Source organism: Flavobacterium sp. ZT3R18, assembly GCF_007097385.1.
Lineage (GTDB): Bacteria > Bacteroidota > Bacteroidia > Flavobacteriales > Flavobacteriaceae > Flavobacterium.
Genome location: NZ_VJZS01000008.1, coordinates 58292 through 84718, shown reverse-complemented (window position 1 = coordinate 84718; position 26427 = coordinate 58292). Strand labels below are relative to the sequence as shown.

Genomic DNA, 26427 nt, shown 5'->3' with positions numbered 1-26427 from the left:
AAAATTAGTGTTTTCCTATTGATTTTCCATTTAAAATGATGCTTTAACCATCTAAATTGTATTATTTTGCACCATTATCTTTAATTATTATGGAACAAATTCAAAAGCTTTTAATAATTGGTTTTGTATGGCCAGAACCCAATTCTTCGGCGGCCGGCGGTCGTATGTTGCAGTTGCTTGCACAATTTCAGCAACAAGGGTTTGCCATTACATTTGCCAGTCCGGCTATGGACAGTGATTTCATGATAGATTTAACTTCCTTGAATGTAGACAAAACTTCCATTACTTTAAATTGTTCTAGTTTTGATATTTTTGTTAAAGATTTGAATCCAGCCATCGTTTTATTTGATCGTTTTATGATAGAGGAACAATTTGGATGGCGCGTTGCCGAAAATTGCCCCAATGCCCTACGGATATTAGATACCGAAGATTTGCATTGTTTGCGATTGGCAAGGCAAAAAGCATTTAAATCAAACCGTGAATTCACTATCGTTGATACTTTAAAAGAAGATGTAGCCAAAAGAGAAATCGCCAGTATTTTGAGGTGCGATCTATCTTTAATGATTTCTGAATTTGAAATGGAAGTATTAAAAACCTCTTTTAAAATAGACGAAAAACTGCTGTATTATTTGCCTTTTTTATTAGAACCCATTTCGGAAGCAACTTTTGAAAAACTTCCATCCTTTGAGGAAAGGAAGGATTTTATTTTTATTGGTAATTTTCTTCATGAACCCAATTGGAATGCCGTTCAATATCTAAAAGAAACCATTTGGCCACTGTTAAGAAAGCAATTACCCGAAGCAGTTTTAAATATTTACGGAGCCTATCCTTCACAAAAAGTAATGCAATTGCACCAACCCAAAGAAGGTTTCCACATCAAAGGCCGAGCGATTGATGCCAATGAAGTGGTACAAAATGCTCGAATAGTTTTAGCCCCTTTGCGTTTTGGAGCGGGAATAAAAGGAAAACTAATTGAAGCGATGCAATGCGGGACACCCAGTGTAACAACAACTATTGGTGCCGAATCCATGCAGGGAAATTTACCGTGGAATGGATTTGTGACTGATGATGTACATGAATTTATAAAAGCTGCCGTGCAATTGTACCAAGATAAAAAGCTTTGGAAAGCTGCACAACAGAATGGAATCGTCATTATCAATCAACGCTATTCTAAAGAATTGTTTGAAAACGACTTCACTTCCAAAATCCTATTTTTACTTTCAAATTTAGAGCAACACCGCTTGGATAATTTCATGGGTTCTTTGCTACAGCATCATACTTTAACCAGCACTAAATATATGTCGCGTTGGATTGAGGCGAAAAATCGGATTTAAAAAAATTTCGCCAAGTTTAAAAACCACCAGAAATTTATATTCTTGGATTCAAACAATAAATGCGAAAAAAGCAACAGTTCAAACTTGAGATTGCCTCCAATTTTCACATTAACACATAAAAGTATGTTAAAGTTTTAAAACCTACTCAATAAAGATAAAAAAGAAGAGAACACCCCTTTAATCAATTAGCCATTAGCAAACAGTAAGCTGCAATTAATTGTGACTTACTGTTTTTTTTATCGGAAATTATGTGGTTAGAAAATTTTACCCCCAATGCAATAATGCAAACCTGTACCAATTACAGCTATTATTGTTTTGGATACATTCTTTCTACTCCGTCAGGATATATTCTTTTAATACCTATTATTGATTTTTTTTCGAAAATTATTTTAATTCGGAAATCATCTCCATCTAAAAGAAATAAATCTTGTTGCAAAGGCGAAAGTAAAAAACTAACGGCATTGTTCCACTGGTAATATAAATTCTGATTTTCGTAAATCAGTTCCCCTTTTCCATATTTGCCTTGGTATGATTTTAAAATTGAGCTTTCTATAATTACGGGTTTTTGTCTGTTTTTAATAACAGGGATAATCCAATCCATATTATTTGATAAATCTTTATTTTTTATCGATAGCTTTTGCAAAGCTAAAAAATGTGCGGTATTGATTGCATTTTCGCTTTTACATAGTACGTCTGGGGTAACACCGTGACCTTCGAAATCTGTTTTTGTAATCGGATCTTTAACTTCTCCAAAAGGGATATGTAAAGAAAAACCTTGAGTCAATACTTTCCAATCAACTGGATGAGCTCCGCCCGCCGTTTGTTCCCCCACAATAGTGACACGTTTTAGGTTTTGAAGAGAATAACTCATCCATTCGGCAGCAGAAAAAGTAGCACCACTCGTCAATATATAAATATCAATAGTATCTAATCGTTTGCCTGGTACAGAAGGCAACAACCACATTTCTCTGTCTATTTTTTTTCTACCGCTTTCATAATAGTAATATTTATAGAGTGGCAAATCTTTGTTTGCAAAAAAATAACTACTTATAAATTGTCCCATCTCTAATGCTCCACCATTGTTATTGCGCAAATCTATGATTAAGGCATCCGAATTACTAAGAAATTGCATCATTGATGCTGCAGTTTCACTTGCTTCTGCAGGATCATGAAAATAATTAAACTCTAAATAGCCTATATTTCCTTCTAATATTCTTGCTTGCTGAAAACCAAAATTCTTTCTTTTAGCCACTATTAGTTCTTGCTCTTTAATTCTCTTCTGCGACTCTACAGCATTATTGTTTTGCTTATTCTCCAGTATTTGAGGGTCATAAATCACACCGAAATGTAAATCTTTGGTAATTTCAAGAAGATCAGTTGTGAGTTTAGAGGCAAATTCATTTGGACTAACAATGTTTTTATAAACGCCTTTTTCATAATTTTCATTCAAGTTTTTCTTTATACCTTCAATAGAATTCGGTCTTATATAAAACTCTTCCAGTTTTTTAGTAAGTGAATCAATAACTTCTTTTTTATTTAATTCATTTAGAATTACCTCGGATTTTGCAGATGATTTTGCTTGCGAATAGGCAAGAATAGAGACTGACAACAATAGTAAAGTGATAATTTGTTTCATTTTTTAGGGCTTTTTACAGTTTAAGATTATTTTGCAAAGGATAATGTCAAGCAATTCTATTTCATCAGGAGACAATCCATAGAGAGCGGTTTCGCGGTTATGCAGAATAACAGGAGCCAATAAGTCAATTGTTTTTTTTCCTTTCTCGGTTATCGCAAGATTAAATTTTCTTCTATCTAAAGTATTTATCTCTCTTGTTAGATACTCTTTTTTTACCATTAACTCAACTATTCTTGTAATCGAGGCATTGTCCTTAAAGATAAGATCCGCAATTGTTTTTTGAGAATAATCTGGGTTTTTATTAAGGATCATCAATACTAAGCATTGATCAACTGTTATGTCACTTACAATTTTCCTTATATTTTTTTGCGAAACTTTCCTATATTCTTTTATGGCTTGCTCAATAGAATAAAGTACCGTTCCTGTTGGATTATCTTGCATCATGTTATTTTGTTTGATGCAAATATAATTGATATATCAACAACATTAGCAAGATATTGGATTTAAATTCTTTCTTTACATTGAAATAATAGGTTTTACCCTCAACTGCGTGGGTATTCATGAAAATAAGTTAGCCACGAACCTCGATAGCTATCGGGGCTAATTTGCACTAATCCCATTAAATAAAAAAAACTATAAACCTAGAGGTCTTATGTATGCGAGAGGGATAGGAGCTAGCTACCCTGTAGCGCGGATAGCCCGACTCCATAAGAGAAAGGGGCTACTAAACGGTATGAATAGTAGCCCCTTTCTCTTATGGAGTCTCGCCCAAATAATTACAGTTGTATTTAAAATACCTTTCTGTGATGCGTTTTTTATTTCAACAGACCTTCAATATCTTGAACAGTTGTTAAATGATAACCTGATTTTGCTTTATTAAAAATCTGCCTTGCCCAAACTTTACCTTCAGGTGTTTTTACCATTTCTTTATAAAGTGTCGCTAACGATCCCGTTCTGCTAGTAGCAATCATAAATTGTTCTATCGCAGGATATGCCACAGTATAGTGATGACGAATTGCAGGTACAAACCATTGACGCTTGATCACAAAGTTCCCTCCTTTTGTAAAGTTAAATTCAGCATCAATCTCCGTCATTTCTTTTACCGTAATATCTTCAGGAAGATAATCTATGAAATGTTGTTTTTCATTGGTGGACTTTATTTTTTGACTCAATCCTTTAACACCTGTTTTTCTCCAGTTTTTCTGAATACTGTCTATTGCATTAAAATCCTCAGAGAAGACAGCCGTAATGTTTGACGGCACTCCTGGTTTGTAAATCCAGTCCTCCACTTTTATTTTATCAGCAAGAGCTTTGTCATTTTTTATCAGGTTTTCGTTCAAATAATTCACAAAATCTTCCGTCGTTATGGATTGAAAAGCATGAGCGTCGAAATAATTGGTAATGAATGTATCGAATTTTTTGCGCCCGACAGCTTGCTCAATTACTTTTAAGAAATCATATCCTTTCACGTATGGAATTTCGTTTATGGCATCATCTGGGTTTTTCCCTGTTGTATTTACTTTAAGTCGCGTGTCAGGATTTGTATTCCCAAATTCGGCTATGTTATCATTCAACACTTTTCTACTTAAAACACCTTGCATTTTGGCTTCTTTCTCTCCAAAAATTGCTTCACCGATGCGGTGTTCTACATAAGTGGTAAAACCTTCATTCAGCCATATATCATCCCAAGTAGCGTTGGTCACTAAATTTCCGCTCCAACTGTGCCCCAATTCATGCGCCAATAAACTGGTCAATGAACGGTCACCTGCAATCACACCTGGGGTAAGGAATGTTAGATTTGGATTTTCCATACCGCCATAAGGAAAGCTCGGAGGAAGAACCAATACATCATATCTCCCCCAACGATACGGGCCGAATAATTTTTCGGCAGCAACGACCATCTTTCCCAATTCGGCAAATTCCCAAGCCGATTTATCAAGCAATGACGGTTCTGCATAAACTCCTGTACGATCATCAATAGCTTTAAACTTAATATCGCCAACGGCAATCGCCATTAAATAAGACGGAATTGCTTTATCTTGCTTGAAAGTATATATTCCTGTATCATTTTTTTGTTGCGGATTGACAGCGCTCATTACTGCCATTAAATCTTTAGGAACCGTAACTTTTGCAGCGTAGGTAAATCGAATTCCCGGAGAATCCTGACACGGAATCCAAGTACGCGACCAAATACTTTCGCCTTGAGAAAAGAGGAATGGCTTCTTCTTATCGGCCGTTTGCTGTGGTGTTAACCATTGCAACGCAATAGCCTCTTTGGTGGTATTATAATAAATATTGACTTTAGTCGTATTGGGTTCAATCGTAATATGAAGGGGCTTTCCGTGGAATTTCACTTCGGCACCGAGTTCAAATTTGGTTTCTTTTTCATCATCTCCAAGAGTAACTTTGGTAATGTTTAATGTGTTTTCGTCGAAGATAATTTCGTTGCCTTTACTAACATTATCAATTTGCCAAGATGCTTTTCCGGAAATGGATTGCGTATCAAAATCAACTTTAATATCAAGATCCAAATGTTTTACAACCGCTTGATTTGGTTTTGAATAGGAATGTTCGTCTTTAACGAATGTAGTTTTTTCGGCATTGTCTTTTTTCTGGCAGGCCAAAGCGGCAAAAAAGAAGGTAAGTAGGTATATTTTTCTCATTTTATAAAGTACTAATTTTAAGACCGTAAATTAAATAAAAAAATCCCGTTTTGACGTATCAAAACGGGATTTAAAATATAAAATAGATCTATTACGCCAGCATAGTCACTGGATTTTCAATAAATTGTTTTAATGTTTGTAAAAACTGTGCTCCTGTTGCACCATCGATTGTACGGTGGTCACAAGCCAATGAAAGCATCATGGTATTTCCTATCACAATTTGTCCGTTTTTCACTACTGGTTTTTCAACAATAGCTCCTACTGATAAAATAGCAGAGTTGGGTTGGTTGATGATCGAATTAAATTCGGTTATACCAAACATTCCTAGGTTTGAAACCGTGAAAGTACTTCCTTCCATTTCGGTAGGTAATAATTTTTTATTTTTTGCTCTACCTGCAAGATCTCTAACGCTTGCACCAATTTGAGACAAACTCATAGCATCTGTAAATTTCAATACAGGCACTACTAATCCATCTTCAACAGCTACAGCCACACCCACATTTACATGGTGATTGATGATGATAGCATCTTCTCTCCATTGTGAGTTGATTTTCGGATGTTTTTTCAATGCTAATGCACAAGCTTTGATCACCATATCGTTGAAAGACACTTTGGTATCCGGAACGCTATTGATGATTGCTCTTGATTGCATAGCATCGTCCATTGTTACTTCTATCACAAGGTTGTAATGAGGTGCTGTAAACAATGATTCAGCCAAACGTTTCGCAATGATTTTACGCATTTGCGAATTTTTGATTTCTTCTGTAAAAACTTCTCCTGCAGGTACGAATACTTTTGGCGCTTCTGTTTTTGCAGTTTCTGGAGCTTTTGCAGCAGTTGTAGCTGGAGCAGCAGTTGCTGGAGTGAAGTTTTCTACATCGCTTTTCACGATACGACCGTTTTCACCTGTTCCTTTCACTTGCGTCAATTGAATTCCCTTGTCACTTGCTATTTTTTTAGCTAATGGCGATGCCAAAATTCTTTTTCCGTCGCTAACTGTTTCAATAACTTCTGCAGAAGCCTCAGATGAAGTTGCTTTAACTTCTTCTTTTGCTTCAGTAGTTGTTGGAGCGGCTCCGCCCACTTTATAATTTTCTGCGATTCCGCTAATATCTGTTCCAGCTGGCCCAATAATCGCCAAAAGACTATCTACTGGAGCTGTATTCCCTTCTTGAATTCCAATAAATAATAAAGTTCCTTCATTGAAAGATTCGAATTCCATTGTTGCTTTATCAGTTTCGATTTCGGCAAGAATATCACCTTCAACAACAGTATCTCCTACTTTTTTCAACCAAGTAGCTACCGTTCCTTCGGTCATAGTGTCGCTCAAACGAGGCATTGTTACTACGATTACTCCTTTTGGTAAAGCTGTAGTTGCAGTTGGAGCCGCAGCTTCTACTGTTTTCACCTCAGTTGGTGCAGGTGCAGATTCTGCTACAACTGGTGCTGCTGAAGCTCCAGATATCAAAGCAGAAACATCTTCTCCTTCGTTTCCAATAATTGCTAATAAAGAATCTACCGGTGCGGTTTCTCCTTCTGGTATCCCAATATATAAAAGTGTTCCTTCATTAAAGGATTCGAATTCCATTGTTGCTTTGTCGGTTTCAATTTCGGCCAAGATATCTCCTTCGCTTATTTTGTCTCCTACTTTTTTTAGCCAAGCTGCTACCGTTCCTTCTGTCATAGTATCGCTCAAACGAGGCATTGTTACAATTGTTGCCATAATTGATTTATAGTTTATGAGGTGTGAATGGATAGTTTTCTTGGTCGTACACTACGTCGTATAGTTGTTGAATTTCCGGATAAGGAGATTCCTCAGCAAATTGAACGCATTCTTCAACTAAATCTTTTACTCTTTGATCAATTGCCGCAATTTCTTCTTGGGTAGCGTATTTTTGATCTAAAATCACATCCAAAACTTGAGTGATTGGATCAATCTTTTTATATTCTTCAACCTCTTCTTTAGAGCGGTACAATTGCGCGTCAGACATAGAGTGCCCTCTGTAACGGTACGTTTTCATTTCAAGAAAAGTAGGTCCGTCCCCACGTCTTGCTCTGTCTATTGCTTCAGTCATTGCTTCGGCAACTTTAATAGGATTCATACCGTCAACTGGTCCGCAAGGCATTTCATACCCTAAACCTAGTTTCCAAATATCAGTGTGATTTGCAGTTCTTTCTACAGAAGTTCCCATGGCATACCCATTGTTTTCAACTATAAAAACTACGGGAAGTTTCCACAACATAGCCATATTAAAGGCTTCATGCAAAGAACCTTGACGCGCTGCACCATCACCAAAATAGGTCATAGTAACACCACCAGTACCGTTGTATTTGTCTCCAAATGCCAAACCTGCCCCTAATGGAATTTGACCTCCTACAATACCATGTCCACCATAAAAACGGTGTTCTTTGGAAAAAATATGCATCGATCCACCCATTCCCTTTGATGTTCCAGTTGCTTTTCCTAAAAGTTCAGCCATTACGCGTCTAGGATCTACACCCATCCCAATTGGCTGAACGTGATTTCTATAGGCCGTAATCATTTTGTCTTTTGTCAAATCCATAGCGTGTAAAGCACCCGCTAATACGGCTTCTTGACCATTATATAAATGCAGAAAACCTCTAACTTTTTGTTGAATGTATAATGCCGCAAGTTTGTCTTCAAACTTTCTCCAAAGCAGCATATCTTCATACCACTTTAAATAAACCTCTTTTGTTACTTCTTTCATCTGAATTAATTCTTTTGCTTAAGTGTTATTGTTTTATCAAATATGACCTAGTAACGCAAAATAGTATCCTCACCACAAATTTGCGCCCCGAAGGGGTCGGGTTGCAAAAATAAGACATTCCTACTAAGAACTAAAATTTAAAACGTGATTTTTAAAGTAATTTTTTCTCAAACATAAACGGGAGTAGGTTTTTTAGGGATGCTGATTTATGAATCGCCCCTGTTTCTCCCATAAAATAAATTTCTATAGGAGTCTCTTGCCGAACTTCATATTCGGCTATCGATTGCCTACAAGATCCACACGGCGGAACCGGAGTTTCTGTTCTATTACTATCTGAAGCGGCAGTAATTGCCATCTTCAAAATAGTTGCTTCTGGATAAATGGCCCCTGCCTGAAAAATAGCCACACGTTCTGCACATAGACCTGATGGGTATGCTGCATTTTCTTGATTGGACCCCAGAACAATTTTTCCATTATCCAAAAGAATAGCCGCTCCTACTCTAAATTTCGAATACGGTGCGTAGGCATTTTTTCTAACTTCAATGGCTTTTTCCATCAAATCCTGAATAGCTAAAGGCAATTCTTGAATAGTGTCAAAAACCGTTATTTGCGAAGTATATACTATGTCTTTCATTTATCTATGCTTTTTTTAAAGGTTTTTATTTAGCGCAATAATAACCAACATTCTGCTCTTTTTCTAAAAAAAATAATTTTTAGATTTTAGTTTTATATCTCAATTAAAAACAAAAAAATCCAATTTCAAAATATGAAATTTGGATTTTTGTCCTTGTATATAATACTATTAGAAAACTCTAATAGGCCTCGTATTTCTCACCAAAATTAAATGTTAAAGAGAAACGCAAGGTGTTCTCTAATGGGTTTGGAACTTTAGAAGCAGAGAATAAATAAGAAACATCTATTTTAACAGAACTATATTTGAATCCCGCTCCAAGCGAGAAAAATTTCCTTGCTCCTTTGTCAGGGTTTTCATGAAAATATCCTGCACGAAATGAAAATGCATCTTGATACACATATTCAGAACCTAAGGAATACGTTACCTCCTTTAGTTCTTCACTAAAGCCACCCGGAGCATCACTAAATGATTGAAAAACCCCAGAAAACCAATTAATAGACTGATAGTCATCTCTATTTTGCTGCACTTCTGCAGGGGTAGTCACTCCGTCACCATTTAAATCTGGATTTTGTGGGGTTGGCACCATCAATTTAGACACTTCCAAATTTACAGCGATCTTATTATACTCGTCCAATATAAAATCGAATCCCCCTCCCAGTCTCATGTTAGCCGGCAGAAAATTAGAATTGAACTCGCTATTATCATAGCTCATTTTTAGCCCCATATTCTGAAAATTAAATCCCGCTCTCCATCTTCCATTAAAATCGCTATAAGCCACTTCTTCAGATTGATAAAAACCCGCAACATCAACAGCAAAACTAGTTGCCGAAGAAGCGTCGTTATTATCTGTAGCTACTTTTAGGTTCGAATTGACATATCGTCCAGCGACAGCCATTGAGAATTTTTCGCTTAATTTTTGGGAATAAGACAAATCTAAAGCAAACTCGTTTGGAGACACTATCTGAGGGGAACTATCAAAATATTCCCTTAATTCAATATCCCCTAATCCGAAGTAGCGAAAACTGGCAGCAAAAGCACTTCTATCATTAAATTTGTTGTAATAGTTTAACTGCCCCAGAGAAATATCATTTGCCAAATCCGTCAAATATGGAGTATAGCTCAATGAAAAACCTTGAGCTTCTGTTGAAAAAGCATATTTTGCAGGATTCCACTGTTGAGAAAAAGCATCTGCCGAAGAGGCTACTCCATTGTCTCCCATACCCGCAGCCCTAGCATCAGCAGCGACCATAAGAAAAGGGACCGCAGTCGTTATTGTATTCTCCTGAGCAATGGCATAATTAAATGCAAATAAAAATGTAATAAATAGAACCGTTTTTTTCATCATTAAAAAAAATTAATTTGGAGTAAATATACTATATTATTAAAGAATCACAAGTTTTTCATATTTTTCAACTTTTTTATTTGATAAAGTTGCTTTTACGGTAAGCTTATAAACATAAACTCCCTTCCCTATTTTATTGCCAAAATCGTCTCTAGCATCCCAAGAAACTTCTCTTGATAAAAAACCAGGAGTAGTAATGGTTTGATTTTTTGTCCAAACCACTTTACCAGTTATTGTCAATACCTGAACCTGAACTTCTAAAGGCTCATTTGGTTTGTTATGAGAAAACCAAAACTCCGTATAATTAACACAGGGATTAGGATAATTTAATACATTTGTCAGCTTAATAGTTTCATTTCCAACAACTAAAAACTGAATCTCTGATGTTGTTGGGTTATTATATACATCCCAAACCGTAAAAGTTATAGTATGCAAGCCAACCTTAAGGTTCCTAAGCGGAAATCGCAAAGTACCTTTAGCAAAATTATCCAACTCGGTTTGGTAATAATCGTTTAATATATAAGGATTACTTACGTCTCCATCCAAAATTGCGACAATATCATGACCAATCCCCCCAGCTGTATTAATACCACTCTCGTCTGCCATAAAGGCAAGAATAAAGGGAGATTCATTTGTAATACCTCCCGATACAAATGTTTGGTCATTCATGTATAACTCCAATTTTGGGCTAATATTGTCCTCTACAGCATTTTCATTGACACCTCCAACCATTATATTTGAATTATAACCTGTTACATCTTCAAGAGTTTCCCCTTTCTTGGCATAAAAACTTAATTTTCCTTTATCCAATGAAATTCGAATATCCTTAGGAACTATAAAACTATATTCAAATTGACCATTCGTGACAGAGGCATTTCCTCTAAAAATAGCTTCCCCTAGAACGCTAAAAGGCATCGGAGGGCTAAATCCGTCATTATTTAAAGTGCTTTTTGTTATTGTTTTGTCGAACATTACAGTAGAGAGAACACCATTAAAATTCGTCATAGGAACATCATTTTCATCGGTTATCTGTCCCGTGATTTTCATTTTGGCCAATGACTTAAAATCAGGTATTGTTTGGCTGACTGAAATATCATTTACTTTACTAAGCACCACTTTAGGTTTTGGTATCGCTAAGAGTAAAGCAGGGTCCCCAAGATAAAGCACAACGTTAGTCGCCGAATTTGGATTCGAATTTTTAGAAACCCTTAACGCTTCCGCAATAGACACATATTGACTTGAGCCATAAGACAAAAGGTACTTTGTAAATAAATCATTAAAATTTTCTGCGCTAAACTGCCCTATCGAACGTATGGTTGTCACCAAAGAAATCGCTCCCCCTTTTGGGTTCCAATAAATATATTCTCCCGCTGTAGGTCGTGATGGATTGTCAAAACGAGAAAAATCACAAGTAATCGTTATGAATAAAGGATATCTGTATTGGTTACTTACGTTTTGACTGTCTGATTTATCCCATATACGCTCACTAGACAACCCATCTTCTCCCCCATGTCCTAAATAATTAAAGACTAAGGCTCCTTTTTCGAATTCGTTATAAAAATTCGCCTTCGCCTTAGGATATCGCTCCCCTCCGGCCGAAGCTTCCTGAGTATAGCTATCTAGAAGTATTTTAGACACATTCAAAAATGGTTTTTGCAGCTTAATTTCGTCAGCCATCGTATTTTGTCTTGATTGTAAAGAAACATCCGACGGTTTATCTGAATCATCAGCAAGTGACACATAATTATTCCTCCAATTTCCATAGGATTTTTTGTCATGGTATTCGATTACTTTATTAACCATTTCATCTGCCTGTATTGTATTGCTAACTAGCATTCTACCAACGGCAATATCTATACCGCCAAAAAAAGACACAACATTTCCTTCCGAATCATCCATTAACCCATAAAAATCGTCAGAGGCAAACGAAGCCTCACCCATCGTATTACTTATTAAAGATTCGTAAATGGGAACTACATTTGAGTTGTTTACAGTTCTATTTTTATAATCATACGAAGCGTCTCCAAAAAGATTCACATATTGTATTCTTTTATCAGTAGATGATGCATTACCATATATATATTTTAAACAGTTTCGTATTGCAGCAATATCTTGTTTACCAGAGGAGAATTCCTGATAAATAGACTCTAATGTCAATACTTTTACATTTAAATTAGAGTTTACTCGATGGAAATTAGCGAGTTTTTCGGCCTGAACTTTTAAATATTCTGGAGTGATAATCGCATAATCTACATCTTGAAACTGACCTTGAGCGTTTTTAAAAACCGTTCCTTTTATATTTGTATTTGCAATTTTCGATTTCGATTCCTTTGAAGGAGAAAAATAATCCTGAGAATCGATAGCGATATATTTTCTCAGTTCTCCAAGATTTGCCTTGAATGAAAGAGTACTTTGGTTAGCATTTTCTACTTTTGTTACATTATATATATCGGTAATGTCCCATACTTGCGAAATTGCAGCCGCATTGGAAATAGAGTAATTCACTATTCCCAAACTCGAACTTGATAAATCATATTGAAAACGAAATTGTTTCCCATATCCTTGAAGCTTGCTTTTTGCTATTAACCCTATATAATCCAGATTACCCTTGGATCCAGGAACACCATTATTGTTATATGCTAGTTTTATTTTTATGTTTGAGGAACCCATAAAGGTGCTACCACTAGGCAAATAACCTGGAAAATATTGTGTTTCAGAATTAGTATTTAAAGCCGAAAATGAAACAGTGGCTATATCACTACCATTTGCAGAAACCTTAAAAGAGGTAGGAGTATAAGCCGCCGAAGACAAAGAGGCACTTATTTTTACAGGAATCGTTGCGTCTATGGTAGGAAAATCAAAAGAAAATTCTTGATCTTGAGTAATATCAAAAGCCTCCCCAAACCATTGTCTGCCTAAATGAGCAATATTTACAAGGTCTACCTCGTGAAATCGATAGTCATCAAAAGTTGTTAAATCTAAAGTAATTCCACCCGAAGGTTTTGCCATATCAGGAATCCTCTTGCCATTATCCCCTTGCACGGTTACATAATAATAAGACTTGGAATCGTATAGATTTAAATTGGTTTGACTTTCATCATTCCAATTGTCTGTCCCTTCTCCGTAAAATAAAATAAAATCATCCGCATCAAAAACACCGTCATTCTCTCCTTGAATCTGAATCGCATTTTGAGTCAAATCGGACGGATAAAATGTACTATTCGAAAGTGGCAGCATTTTCCCTCCATTGCCATATATTTTTATTTTTTTAGGATCTAATCCGTTTAAATTAAGACCTAAATCCTGCAAAAAGCTTTTTGAAATTTTATAAACACCCGATTTTTCTATATAAAACCGAAACCATTCCCCAGTAGACAAAACAGAATTCGACAAGACATTCTTGTTTTTACTGGTATTTAATTTCCTGGCAGAGCCAAGATTTAGCACATAAGAAAACGATTTAACTCTTTTATATCCGTTACCATCTTTAATAATAGGAGATAATTTTAAAAATTCCTGCCGTAAATTCCTAGATTCACTAGAATATACCGAAGCATTTATGGCAATCGGAATATTTGAAATATTTAAATCTCCCAACTGGGCAGCAGAAATAGTTTCATAAATCATACCTGTGATTTGCAAACTATTCTCATCAAGCGAAGCTGAATTAGCTATATTTAAATTATAGAACAAAGACTCTTGAGTTGAATCATAACAATAACTAGAGCCCTTAAAATGAGGAATATGCCTTGTAGAATTACCAAATGCCATTTCTGATTTTTCGGCCCATTCTATGACAACATCACCTTTTACTTGAGAAAAAGCTAGAAAGGGGAAAAGAACAATACAGTAAAAAAAAATATTCTTCATGAAAATAGTTAACGAAGTAGGTGTGAAATAATTGTTAAAAGTAAATAAAAAATATTTAACCTCTTTTTTGCTACGGCCTCAATCAAGAAATATTAAATTTCTTTTTAGTTGTTTTGTGTAATAAAATATATAATTTTGCGTTTAGAAATTATCTATACCAGACTTTAAAAGTTATCAATTAAATTTTGTGTATTAATAGTTAATTATTACATTGCGCCACCTAAATTAATTATCACCTACGAGAAAATATGAAAGTAAATAAGACCACAGCCTTAAAGATAATGTTGTCCCTAACATTAGTAATAGGTTTAGCAAGCTGTAGCAAAAAATCTAAAACCGATAGTGCCTCCAGAGGTACTGGATGGAATGTAAGTGGCGCAAAAGGCGGTTTTAAAAACGCATCAAGCCATAAGGAACAAGCAACAGGACCAGGATTAATTTTTATTGAAGGAGGAACTTTCACAAAGGGATTAGTTCAAGACGATGTAATGCATGATTGGAACAACATTCCAAATCAACAACATGTCATGTCTTTTTACATGGATGAAACTGAAGTTACCAACTTAATGTATCTTGAATATCTAGAATGGTTAAAGAAAGTGTACCCTCCAACAGAAGAAAATTATAAAAACATCTATGAAGGTGCTTCACCAGATACGCTAGTTTGGAGAAACAGATTGGGGTATAACGAAACCATGACTAACAATTACTTAAGACATCCTGCTTATGCAAACTACCCTGTAGTTGGTGTAAACTGGGTTCAAGCCGTTGAATTTAGTAGATGGAGAACAGATCGTGTAAACGAAGCTGTTTTGGAAAAAAATGGTTATTTAAAGAAAAATGCTAAATCATTGGATGTTTCTGCAGAAAATAATTTTAGTTCTGAAACGTATTTAGCTGCACCAACACTAACTTATGGTGGAAATGAAGAAATTGTTTTGAAAGCTAAAGGAGCTAGAAAAGGTCCTAAACCAGATAAAAATGGTAAAGTAGTTGAAGAAAAGAATGTATACGCCCAAAGATCAACTGGTATCCTTTTACCAGAATACAGATTACCTACAGAGTCTGAATGGGAATATGCAGCTGCCGCAGATGTTGGACAAAGAGAATACAACACCTACAAAGGACAAAAGAAATACCCATGGTCTGGAAGCTATACTCGTTCTGGAAAAAGATCAAATAAAGGTTTCCAATTAGCCAACTTCAAACAAGGCAATGGAGATTACGGCGGAATCGCTGGATGGTCTGATGATGGAGCTGATATTACTAATGAAGTAAAAAAATATCCTGCTAATGATTTTGGCTTGTATGACATGGCTGGAAACGTTGCAGAATGGGTTGCCGATGTTTACAGACCTATCATCGATGTTGAAACAAATGATTTCAACTATTTTAGAGGTAACGTTTACACTAAAAACAAAATTGGAAAAGATGGCAAACTAGACATCATTACTAGTAGCAATGTTGTTTATGACACCTTAAGTAATGGAAAATTGGTAGCAAAAAGTTTACCTGGCGAAATTTCTCAAGTTCCTGTTGATGATAACGAAACGTATTTAAGACAAAACTTTAGCACAAGCGACAATATTAATTATAGAGACGGCGACAAGCAATCTACTAAATACTATAAATTTGGAGGAGCTGATGCTGACAAAAGCAAGATGACTGACAAAGAAGCTATGTATAATGCTCCAAAGCACAATGTGAAAATTGACAGCTTAGGAAATATGGACAGAAAATACGACAAGTCAACCAAGAGAACAACCTTGATTAATGATGCCGTTAGAGTTTACAAAGGAGGATCTTGGAGAGATAGAGCCTATTGGTTAGATCCAGCTCAAAGAAGATTTTTCCCTCAAGATATGGCAACAGATTACATTGGTTTTAGATGCGCTATGTCAAGAGTAGGTTCAAAGTCTAACACAAAAAAATCACCTAGAAATTAATTCTTTATAAAAATTCATCTAAAAGCCCTTTAATTAGGGCTTTTATTTTTTAAACTAAATAATATGGATATTAAATACATTCATAGTCTGTTTTTGAAATGCAATTCCGTTTCAATTGACACACGAAAAATCGAATCCAATTCATTATTTGTTGCTATCAAAGGGGATAATTTTGACGCTAATATATTCACTAAAGAAGCATTAGAAAAAGGGGCTTCTTATGTAATAATTGACAATGACTCCTATTATATTGACCAAAGAACCATTTTGGTAGAAAATAGTTTAGCGGCTTTACAACAACTAGCAAAATTTCACAGAACCTATTTAGAACTACCCATAATTGCCCTAACAGGAAGTAATGGAAAAACAACTACAAAAGAGTTGATTCATGTGGTTCTTTCTAAAAAATTCAACACAAAAGCAACAGTTGGAAATTTAAATAATCATATTGGTGTGCCTCTAACTTTATTGTCTTTTAATTCCGAAACAGAGATTGGTATTGTTGAGATGGGAGCCAATCACAAAAAAGAAATCGAGTTTCTATGTGATTTAGCAAAACCGGATTATGGTTACATCACTAATTTTGGAAAAGCCCATCTTGAAGGTTTTGGCGGCGTTGAAGGAGTTATTGCCGGTAAAAGTGAAATGTATTCTTATTTGTCTGAAAACGACAAGTTATGCTTTATAAATCTCGAAGACCCAATTCAAGTACAAAAATCAAAAACTTTAAAATCATATTCTTTTGGTGTAAATAAAGAGAGTGCCAATGTAAATATTAAGTCTATAGAAGCAAATCCTTTTGTGATGATTCGCTATTCTAATATTGTGATTTCATCCCATTTAATCGGCTTATATAACTCCAATAATATAAATGCAGCAATTACCATCGGAAAGTACTTTGGTGTTGATGATGTACCTATAAAAGAAGCTTTAGAAAGTTATATTCCCGAAAATAACAGATCACAATTATTGACAAAAGGCACAAACCAAATTATATTGGATGCTTACAATGCCAATCCGAGCAGTATGACAGTGGCTATTGAAAATTTTGTACAGTTAGACAAACCAAATAAAATAGCCATTCTTGGCGATATGTTTGAGTTAGGAACTGAAAGTTTAGAGGAACACAAAAACATCATTTATTTACTTTCAAAAGAAGAAAAGACAGTTTGTTATTTTATAGGAAAGGATTTTTATCATAATAAAATGGAGAAAAGCAATTTTCATTTCTTTGATACTTTTGAAAACTTCTCAAACTCCATTCAGAAAAATGTATTTGAAAACAATATGATTCTCATTAAAGGCTCTAGAGGAATGGCTCTGGAACGGACATTAGAATTTATCCGTTAAAAATTAAAACAACGCCTTCATAGATAATGAAGGCGTTGTTATTTTAAAGACTCATCAAATAGCTTATTAGATTTTCTTTTTGGGTTAATTCTAGTTTTTTCCTTAACCTGTATCTGGCTAATTCTACTCCTCCAGTTGAGATATTCATAAACTCAGCAATTTCTTTGGTAGACATGTTCATTAATAAATAGGTGGACAAGTCCATTTCTCTCGGAGAAATGGTGGGATGTTTTTCTTTTAGCTTTTTTAGAAAATCAAAATGCACATTCTTGAGATGTTTTTCTAAATCTTTCCAGCTTTTATCTGTATTCACTTCTTTTGCAATGCTTTTGTTCAGTTTGGTAAACTGGTTTTTTGTTGATTCATCAAATGAATTACTATTAATATCTTTTAATTTATAAAGGATACCATTTAGTATTTTATTCTTTTTAACCACTTGCAAAGTATTATTTACTAATTCCTTGTCTTTTGATAAAATTCTAATTTGAAGTTTTTCATTTTCTAATTTTTCTATCTCTTTTTCAAGATCATATTGTTCTTGCTTAATTTTGGTTTCTTTTTCTAAATATAACCTTCTTTGTTCTAATGTTTCAAAATGTTTGTTTTGTCTTATTTTAATTTTTATTCTTAACCTAATATAGTAAACTAAACCAACGGCCATTAGTAAGTATAGTAAATAAGCTAACGAATGTCTATACCAAGGCGGATATACTCTGAAATTAATTGAAGTTTCATCAGATTGAATCCCATAACTGTTTCTGACTTTTACTTTCATTTTATAATTACCTTCTTTAAGATTAGTGTATTCTTTTATCGAACTATTTGACCAAGAACTCCAACTTTCATCAAAGCCTACTAACTGATAGGAAAATTCAGTGTTTTCAAGATTTTCATAAATAGGAGACGAGAAGGTAAATTTTACTTGATTTGACGCATATGGTATTTTGTGTTTTTCGATTGTTTTTTGTCCATTTCCAAGAATACAAGTATTTCCTGGAAACGAAAATGTTCTTATAAAAGCTTTTGGTTTGGTTGCAAAATTATTCACTAGTTTGGAATCATAATGAGCCAGACCGTCAGTAAGTCCTATTAAAATGTTTTCAGGATTAATTGCGTTTATAGACAAATAGTTATAGACTAGATTACCTGTTAAGTTAGAGAATGGTGCAGCTCTATTTTTGTAACTACCATCCTTACTTTTCATTAAAACCCCTAATGATTCATTGTACACATACCAAATATTTCCTTGCCTATCTTCCTTAACAGTACTGATTTTAGGAATATTCCTAAACAAATGACTTATTGTGTTGTCTTCAAAAAATAATTCTTGCTCATAGGAATATTTAAAAAAATGATTATTGGTTTGAAAATAAATTTTGTTTTTTAACTGTTGAATGCTTCCAATTCCTTTGGCTTTATTTGTCAAGTTTTGGTATGTTTTAATAGATTTAAACCGTCTTAGGTCTTCGGTTAATTCCATTTGATGAATTAAATTGTCTTTTTTCATCCAAATGGCTTTATCGTCTAGTTCAAATGCACCAATAGACTTAACGAGTCCTCCAACTTTATTTCTAAACTGCCAGCCATTAGCCTTTTTTTCGAATATTGAGAAGCCATTGTAATTAGAACCTATTAAATAAGTAGGATGATTTGGGATTTGCTTGAATTCCCAATACCCTACATTGTCTAAAGTTTTATATGATTTGTCCCCGTCAATCAATAAGGCTCCCCTATTATGGGAGCATAGCAACTCTCCATCTATAACTTGAATGTTCCAAGCTTGTCCAGTTGTGCCTGCTACAAGTTTGAAAGTATCTTCTTTAAAGGTGTCATTCCAAGAATGGTAAAACAACCCTTGATTTGTAGCTACATATAAATTTCCTTTATGAATAACCGAAGCGTAAACCGTGCTCAAATCAAAACTAAAACCAAAATAGGTGAAAGGAGAATTTTCATTAATAAACGAAATTCCGTTGTCAAGACCTAGCCAAAGATTGCTTTTACTGTCAACAAACGAAGTGAGCACGGTGTTGTTTTGTATTCCTTTTTTATGGTTGATCTGCTGAATAATTTTCCCATTGGTGTCACATATAATAATTCCATTCAAGATAGAATTAAGAACTATGTAGTTATTCTTAATGACCGAACCTCCTAAACAGCTATTCTTTTTAATAAATTGATTGGCTTCAGTTTTCCAAGAAATCATTTTTTCATTATCATACAAAAAAAGACCTTTGTCCAAAGTTGCAATTAACATTTTATTATCTGGCATCACAAACATTCCCCAAATTTCAGTGTTGTTCAGAATGGTTGTACCTTTCAGAGGAATAAGTTGACCATTACTATATTTCATTAAACCCAAGGAAAGATCTTGAAAATAGAGTTGGTTATTAACTTGAAATGAAAACTGGAATTTACTGGGTGCTTCCAGTAATTTTAAGTTATTATTTTTAAAGATATACGTGGTTTTGAAAGACTGAAAAATCACAGCGCCTTTGTAAAAATGAATCTTCCAAATATTATCTATTATTTTGGAATTATCTCTTTTTATGAGTTTGGAAATAGAAAAATACTCTAGTCTTCCTTTTGAATTGGCTTTGAAATAACCAAATTCATTATAACCACCAACAAAAATTCTACCCGAAGCATCTATTTTAAGACATCTTATATCCGCAGCATTTGGCATAGCGTATTTTGTCCATGCGGAACCGTCGAATTGTAAGAGACCATTATTATTTGCAAAATATAAATTACCATTCTTGTCTTGATCGATATTCCAGTTTTGAGTCCCTCCTTTATATTCTGATTTTTTGTAGTTTTTTATTTGAGGTAAGCCAATGCTTTTTACCTGACTAAAGATCAAGTTTAGGAACAACAAAAATAAAATAACGAAAGTGTGGCGTTTTGTATATTGCATAAATTGATTTTTATTCTACTAAATTAATTTAAATTAAATCTTTTTTTTCGTAAAAAAAAGCAAAATAAGATGGATCGTTTACAAACAATGATCTCAAAATTCATAATTATCATTTATTTGTAAATGTAGTGTTTATTTTTTATAAATTCATTTTGTTGTTAGATCACATCAAAATATAAACACCTAACAATCAAAAAGTTAATTATTTTTTGATGTGTTTTTGTAAAGTATAAAAATCTACTTTTATATGTTTTGATGTGTTTTTGTAATGCTTTTATTTTATCAATACAAAATTAATTACCATAATATTGCATCAATAACTAAATTAATTAACCAAAATTATCAGAAAAATGAAATTATTAAAAACATTTATTTTTTGTATTTCGTCAATCTTATTCTCAGTTTATGGGCATGCACAGGAAGTTGCCATAAACGGAAAAGTACTTGACGATAAAGGGTTGCCAATACCAGGGGCAACTATTCTATTAAAAGGATCAGCTATTTTCGAGTCTTCTAATTTTGACGGAAAATTTCAAATTAAGGCGCCAAAAGACGGCACTTTGATAATCAGTTTTATTGGGTGTAAAACTGTTCAAGAGCCTATAAATGGACGAACAGAACTTCAAATTAAACTTAATTCTACTGCTCAAGACTTAAATGAGGTTGTAGTTGTTGGGTATGGTGTTCAGAAAAGATCTAATGTAACTGGTTCCGTATCTAGTCTTAAAGCAAAAGCTTTTGCAGATAACCCAAATACTGCTGTTGGACAAATTCTTCAAGGTAGAGTTTCGGGTGTTACTGTTATTGCTAATTCAGGTGAACCTGGGGCGGCATCAACAATTAGAGTTAGGGGGATAACTACTTTTAATTCTGATCAAAATGGCAATAATCCTCTGTGGGTCGTTGATGGTATTATTGTCGATAATGGTGGTATTGGTTCAATCAATCAATCGGATATTGAATCTCTTGAGGTACTTAAAGATGCAGCATCATTGGCAATCTATGGTTCGCGTTCTGCTTCGGGAGTTATTTTGATAACAACAAAGAAAGGAAAGCTTGGTAAAATTAATGTTTCTTATTCTGGTTTTGCTGGTTCCTTTTCTCCAGCTAAAAAATTGGACTTACTTAATGCAACACAGTATGCTACTATCATGAATGAGAAATCTGTAGCTGGTGGTGGTGGACTAATATATACTAATCCAGCAGCGTTGGGAGCAGGAACAGATTGGCAATCTACTATTTTTAACAGTGGTTCCCAACGTTCTTCACACGAAATTAGTTTTAGTGGCGGAAATGAAGTTTCTAGTTTTTATAGCTCTATAGGTTATCAAGACCAACAAGGAATTGTTGCAACGGATATTTCGAATTATAAAAAATTGAATATGCGTTTGAACTCTACTCATAAAATATCAAAAATCTTTACAATTGGAGAATCTGTTGGTTATGCTCATGATAAATCTCAAGGGATTGGCAATACCAATAGTGAGTTTGGAGGACCATTGAGCTCTGCAATCAATTTGGATCCAACAACTCCAACTGTAGTTACAGATCCAACAGTAGCTAATGTGGCGCCATATAGTACTAATCCTGTTGTAAGAGATGCCAATGGTAATCCTTATGGGATTTCAAGCGTTGTGGGCCAAGAGATAACAAACCCATTAGCTTATATACAAACTAGACTAGGAAACTATAGATGGTCTGATAATTTATTGGGGAATGCCTACGTGCAAATTAAACCTATTAATGACTTTGTGTTTAAAGCCTCATTTGGGGGTAAGTTATCTACTTGGGGTGAAGAAACTTTTACTCCAAAAGCTTTCTTGAATTCTAATAATAACGTGACTGAAAATAGTTTGTATCGCTCAAACAATCGAAGTTTTGGTTGGAATGTAGAAAACACTCTAACCTATGCAAAACAATTGGGTAATCACAACATTGTCGTATTATTAGGACAAGGAGCGTATGAAGATTATACTGCTATAGGTAGTACAGTTACTTATCAAGGATTGCCAGTAAATAATTTTCAAGACGCCTCTTTTAACTGGGACATCCCAGCTAGTAAAAAAACAGGTACTGCTTCTGCAGTTGATCCTCACCGTATTGAATCTTTATTTGCTCGTTTGAATTATAATTTTAAGGAGAAATATCTGCTTACAGGTGTAATTCGTCGTGATGGTTCTACCAATTTTGGGACAAATAATAAATATGGTGTTTTCCCTGCTGTATCTGGAGGTTGGGTAGTGTCTAAAGAAGAATTTTGGAAAGAGAATTCCATCGTTAATAGTTTAAAATTACGCGGGAACTATGGATTAAATGGTAATGACGCTATAGAACCAAACAAATTTGTATCTAATATTATTGGAGGAAGTAATTATAATATTGGTAATCCAGGTACTATTATTTCTGGTTATGGTCCAGATTCACCAGCTAATCCTGACTTGAAATGGGAATCTACAACATCTGCCGATATAGGATTTGATGCTACACTATTTAATGACTTTAATATGGGTTTGAGTCTTTATAATAAAAAGACTTCGGATATATTACAAGTGGTGGAGATTCCAGGATATGTTGGATCAATAAAAAATCCAGTTGGGAATGTTGCTGATATGGTAAATAAAGGAGTTGATTTTGAATTAGGGTATCATCATAAATTTGGAGAATTAAATTTTTCTGCAAATGGTAACCTGTCCTATGTTGAAAATAAAGTTACTTATCTAGGAGGAGGAAAAGATTTTATAACTGATAGGACAGCTAGATTCCAATCGATGGGAGATATAACAAGGACTGCCGTTGGACAAACTTACAATTCATTCTATGGGTTTCAAACCGCTGGAATTTTCCAGACACAAGAGGAAATAAACGCTTATACAAATGCAGCTGGAACTCCAATTCAACCAGCAGCTAAACCTGGGGATTTCCGTTGGGTAGATAATAATCATGATGGAAAAATAAATGATGATGACAAAACTTTTATTGGAAACTCTTTACCTGCTTATAATTATGGTTTGACTCTCAATCTAGATTACAAAGGGTTTGACTTTCAAGTGTTTTTTCAAGGAGCTTCAAAATACAAAATTTTCCAAGGACTACGTCGTTTAGATGTACAAAATGCAAATTACCAGACCAAAGCTCTAGGACGTTGGACAGGAGAAGGAACATCTAATGATTATCCTCGATTAACTTCCAATGACACTAATGGAAATTTCGAAAAATCTTCTGATTTCTATTTAGAAAATGGTGATTATTTACGCCTAAAACTAATGACTTTAGGATATTCATTACCAGAAAAAGTGATTAGTCAAATTGGAGCTACAAAAGTAAGAATCTATGTTACGGGTCAAAACTTATTGACTTTTACAAAATATACCGGATATGATCCAGAAATTGGTGGTGATATTTCGGGAGTTGACAAAGGACTTTATCCTCAAGCTAAAGGGTTCATCTTTGGTGCTAATTTACAGTTTTAATAAAAAATACAATTATGAAAATAAATAGAAATAAGTATATCTTAATTGCCACAGCAATTGTACTTACAATGGTTTCCTGTTCCGAAGACTTTTTGAATGTAGATAAATCAGGAAGTGTATCTGTAGATGACTATTATAAAACACCAGCCGATGCTTATGCAGCTCTTGTTAGCGCGTATGATCCTATTCGAAAAAATTCCGGAGGTTTTGAAAATTATATAACCATGTTGAATGCAGGTTCAGATGATCATTATGCAGGAGGCGGATCAGCGACAGATGGTGCAGGACTACAAGCTTTCTCTAAATATACTTTAGATACAAACAATGTTCCTGGTAGTTTTTGGAGTGTTCCTTATCAAGGGGTTTTCAATGTTAATATTTTATTAGTGAAATTACCCGGTATTCCTATGGATGAAGCTACAAAATCAAGATATACTGCAGAATTGAAAGGATTACGTGCATATTACTATTTTGATTTAGTAAGAATGTTTGGAAATGTACCATTGATATTAACTCCTCTTACTACTTCACAAGTATATACAGTAGTTCAAGCCACACCCTCAGAGGTTTATGCTCGAATAGAAAAAGATTTGACTGAAGCAATTCCAAATTTACCAATGACAATTGCCGCTAATGAGTCTGGTCGTTTGTCAAAAGGCGCTGCAACAGCTTTGTTGGGTAAAGTATTTTTGTATGAAAAAAAATATGCTGATGCTGCTACGCAATTGGCATTAGTAAACGGACCAACCCCGGGTACTACAAGTCCTTATGGCTACAAATTGTTGACAAAATTCAGTGATTTATGGGTTATAAGTAACAAATTCAATTCAGAATCTATACTAGAAATTTCACATACTAGTGAAGGAAATTCAGATTGGGGATTTTGGGGGTCTGGAAGAGATGAGGGTAACTCTGTGAATGTAATGGTTGGACCTAGAGGATATGTCAGAACAGCAGGATCGCCAGCGCCAGATTTACCTTCTGGATGGAGTTTTAATCCAATTACAGTAGATTTATATAATCTTATTAAAACCGACCCTCGTTTTAACTCTACCGTACTGGATATGAAGGCATTGAAAGCTGCCGGAAAAGCAGATTATATTCCTGGATATCAGGATACTGGTTATTTTGTAAACAAATTTACGCCAACACAGGCAGATGTAACAACTGGTACTGGAGCACAACCTTTAAATTACAAACAGAACACTTATGCTATTCGTTTGTCTGATACGTACTTGTTGGAAGCTGAAGCTTTGGGAGGAACTGGAGCCAGAGCGCAAGCACTTTTAGATGCAGTAAGAGCTAGAGTTGGATTGCCATCTGTACCCGTTTCAAAAGCAGTAATTATGGACGAAAGAAGATTAGAATTGGCAGGCGAAGGTCATCGTTGGTATGACTTGGTAAGAACAGGTAAAGCTGCTTCAGTCCTTGCTATCAGAGGATTTGTTGCCGGAAAAAACGAAATTTTCCCAATTCCTTTTGGTGAATTAAAAAATACAAAATTGGTTCAAAATCCTAATTATTAATATTAAAAAAACACATATTATGAATATAAAAATAATTTTAAATAGATGTATTTATTTAATGTTGACTATTATAACATTAAGTTCATTAGAGAGTTGTCAATCTGAAGATATCGTAGATAATGGATTATCAGATGCTACTGTAGATCCAGCTTTTACAATAAAACCTGTAGAAGGTTCAGCCAATAAATTTACGTTGGTTGCTCAAACAAAAAATGCACTGGGTTCAAAATGGGATTTAGGTAATGGTGTAGGACTATATACCGGTAAAATGACCGAAGCTATTTTCCTTCCTGACGCAGGTACATATACCATTACACATACTGTTATTGGCAGAGGAGGTGTAGTTAATACAACTACTCAAAATATTATTGTAGCTACACCAGATCCAATTGCTGGAAATATTCTTAAAGGGGGAAAACTGGTTGATACAGCAGATTGGGGTAAATGGACAATTACAAATCCTGCTTCGAGCGCAAAAATCGTTTTTGGCAATGGGTCTGCTACTCTAACTTCAAGTGGCTGGGCTGGACAAGGAATGTATCAAGCTGTTAATGTTGTAGCAGGCAAAAAATACGTGATCGATATGGTTACCTCTTCTACAACAGGCTGCAATAACACTTGGCTCGAAATGTATTGTGGCTATTCGATTCCAGTAGAAGGAACTGATTATTCCGAAGGTGGCAAATTAAGAGCTTTAAGTACTTGGGACGGTTGTGCAAAGGCTCCTTTTTCCGGTAAGATTTCAGTTGTTGGCTGTAAACCAGAAAACAATTTAGGAATATTCACAGCTACAAAAACAGGAGTAGCTTACTTAGTAATGCGAGGTGGAGGAGAAGACATGAAGGCCGGAATCAAAATTCAGAATATTGAAATGAGACCATCCTTGTAAATATTTTCCTAATGATAAATAATGAGTTAGGTTTGAGTTAGGTTTGAGTTGGTAGAATGGTCCATTCTCTTTTGATTATGGGCCATTTTTATAAAGAATTGTCTTTTTTGAATTATTATTT

15 protein-coding genes are annotated in these 26427 nt (G+C 34.6%); 6 read left to right on the top strand and 9 right to left on the bottom strand.

What is annotated here, in order from left to right; all coding sequences use genetic code 11:
- Nucleotides 1-89: 89 nt before the first annotated feature.
- Complete coding sequence (locus FNW52_RS10605) at nucleotides 90-1334, top strand: glycosyltransferase (RefSeq protein WP_143377443.1); 1245 nt, start codon at nucleotides 90-92, stop codon at nucleotides 1332-1334.
- Between the two features lie 307 nt (nucleotides 1335-1641).
- Here FNW52_RS10605 and FNW52_RS10600 read toward each other — a convergent pair whose 3' ends face one another.
- The 8 genes from FNW52_RS10600 to porU form a co-directional block, all read right to left on the bottom strand.
- Entirely contained in the window at nucleotides 1642-2970 is a 1329-nt protein-coding gene (locus tag FNW52_RS10600; protein ID WP_143377442.1) for a S41 family peptidase, read from the bottom strand.
- Between the two features lie 3 nt (nucleotides 2971-2973).
- Complete coding sequence (locus FNW52_RS10595; protein ID WP_143377441.1) at nucleotides 2974-3414, bottom strand: MarR family winged helix-turn-helix transcriptional regulator; 441 nt, start codon at nucleotides 3412-3414, stop codon at nucleotides 2974-2976.
- A 371-nt stretch (nucleotides 3415-3785) separates the two neighbouring features.
- Nucleotides 3786-5633, bottom strand: coding sequence for a hydrolase/aminopeptidase (locus FNW52_RS10590; protein WP_143377440.1), 1848 nt, complete (start codon nucleotides 5631-5633; stop codon nucleotides 3786-3788).
- Between the two features lie 91 nt (nucleotides 5634-5724).
- Nucleotides 5725-7356: a pyruvate dehydrogenase complex dihydrolipoamide acetyltransferase gene (locus tag FNW52_RS10585; protein WP_143377439.1), complete on the bottom strand. Its 1632-nt coding sequence runs from the start codon at nucleotides 7354-7356 to the stop codon at nucleotides 5725-5727.
- 7 nt (nucleotides 7357-7363) lie between these two features.
- Nucleotides 7364-8362, bottom strand: coding sequence for a pyruvate dehydrogenase (acetyl-transferring) E1 component subunit alpha (gene pdhA / locus FNW52_RS10580; RefSeq protein WP_143377438.1), 999 nt, complete (start codon nucleotides 8360-8362; stop codon nucleotides 7364-7366).
- A gap of 151 nt (nucleotides 8363-8513) precedes the next feature.
- Nucleotides 8514-8996, bottom strand: a complete 483-nt coding sequence (cdd, locus tag FNW52_RS10575) for a cytidine deaminase (protein ID WP_143377437.1) — start codon at nucleotides 8994-8996, stop codon at nucleotides 8514-8516.
- A gap of 178 nt (nucleotides 8997-9174) precedes the next feature.
- Nucleotides 9175-10338: a type IX secretion system outer membrane channel protein PorV gene (porV, locus tag FNW52_RS10570; protein WP_143377542.1), complete on the bottom strand. Its 1164-nt coding sequence runs from the start codon at nucleotides 10336-10338 to the stop codon at nucleotides 9175-9177.
- A gap of 39 nt (nucleotides 10339-10377) precedes the next feature.
- Nucleotides 10378-14208: a type IX secretion system sortase PorU gene (gene porU / locus FNW52_RS10565; RefSeq protein WP_143377436.1), complete on the bottom strand. Its 3831-nt coding sequence runs from the start codon at nucleotides 14206-14208 to the stop codon at nucleotides 10378-10380.
- Between the two features lie 248 nt (nucleotides 14209-14456).
- On the opposite strand from porU, the gene gldJ reads away from it, so the two are divergent.
- Together gldJ and murF are read left to right on the top strand one after the other, a co-directional pair.
- Nucleotides 14457-16154, top strand: a complete 1698-nt coding sequence (gene gldJ / locus FNW52_RS10560; RefSeq protein WP_143377435.1) for a gliding motility lipoprotein GldJ — start codon at nucleotides 14457-14459, stop codon at nucleotides 16152-16154.
- 63 nt (nucleotides 16155-16217) lie between these two features.
- Complete coding sequence (gene murF / locus FNW52_RS10555; RefSeq protein WP_143377434.1) at nucleotides 16218-17504, top strand: UDP-N-acetylmuramoyl-tripeptide--D-alanyl-D-alanine ligase; 1287 nt, start codon at nucleotides 16218-16220, stop codon at nucleotides 17502-17504.
- Nucleotides 17505-17547: 43 nt separating this feature from the next.
- Here the strand turns inward: murF and FNW52_RS10550 are convergent, their stop codons facing one another.
- Nucleotides 17548-20421 carry a triple tyrosine motif-containing protein gene (locus tag FNW52_RS10550; RefSeq protein WP_143377433.1) on the bottom strand — a complete coding sequence of 958 codons (2874 nt, stop codon included), beginning with the start codon at nucleotides 20419-20421 and terminating at the stop codon, nucleotides 17548-17550.
- Between the two features lie 350 nt (nucleotides 20422-20771).
- Here FNW52_RS10550 and FNW52_RS10545 point away from each other — a divergent pair, with 350 nt between their 5' ends.
- From FNW52_RS10545 to FNW52_RS10535, 3 genes are read left to right on the top strand one after another with little or no spacing between them, the layout of a single operon-like run.
- Nucleotides 20772-23891 carry a TonB-dependent receptor gene (locus FNW52_RS10545; protein ID WP_143377432.1) on the top strand — a complete coding sequence of 1040 codons (3120 nt, stop codon included), beginning with the start codon at nucleotides 20772-20774 and terminating at the stop codon, nucleotides 23889-23891.
- A 14-nt stretch (nucleotides 23892-23905) separates the two neighbouring features.
- Nucleotides 23906-25417 (top strand): RagB/SusD family nutrient uptake outer membrane protein, encoded by a 1512-nt coding sequence (locus tag FNW52_RS10540; protein ID WP_143377431.1) that lies wholly within the window; start codon nucleotides 23906-23908, stop codon nucleotides 25415-25417.
- A gap of 19 nt (nucleotides 25418-25436) precedes the next feature.
- Nucleotides 25437-26306 (top strand): hypothetical protein, encoded by an 870-nt coding sequence (locus FNW52_RS10535; protein WP_143377430.1) that lies wholly within the window; start codon nucleotides 25437-25439, stop codon nucleotides 26304-26306.
- Nucleotides 26307-26427: the final 121 nt, after the last annotated feature.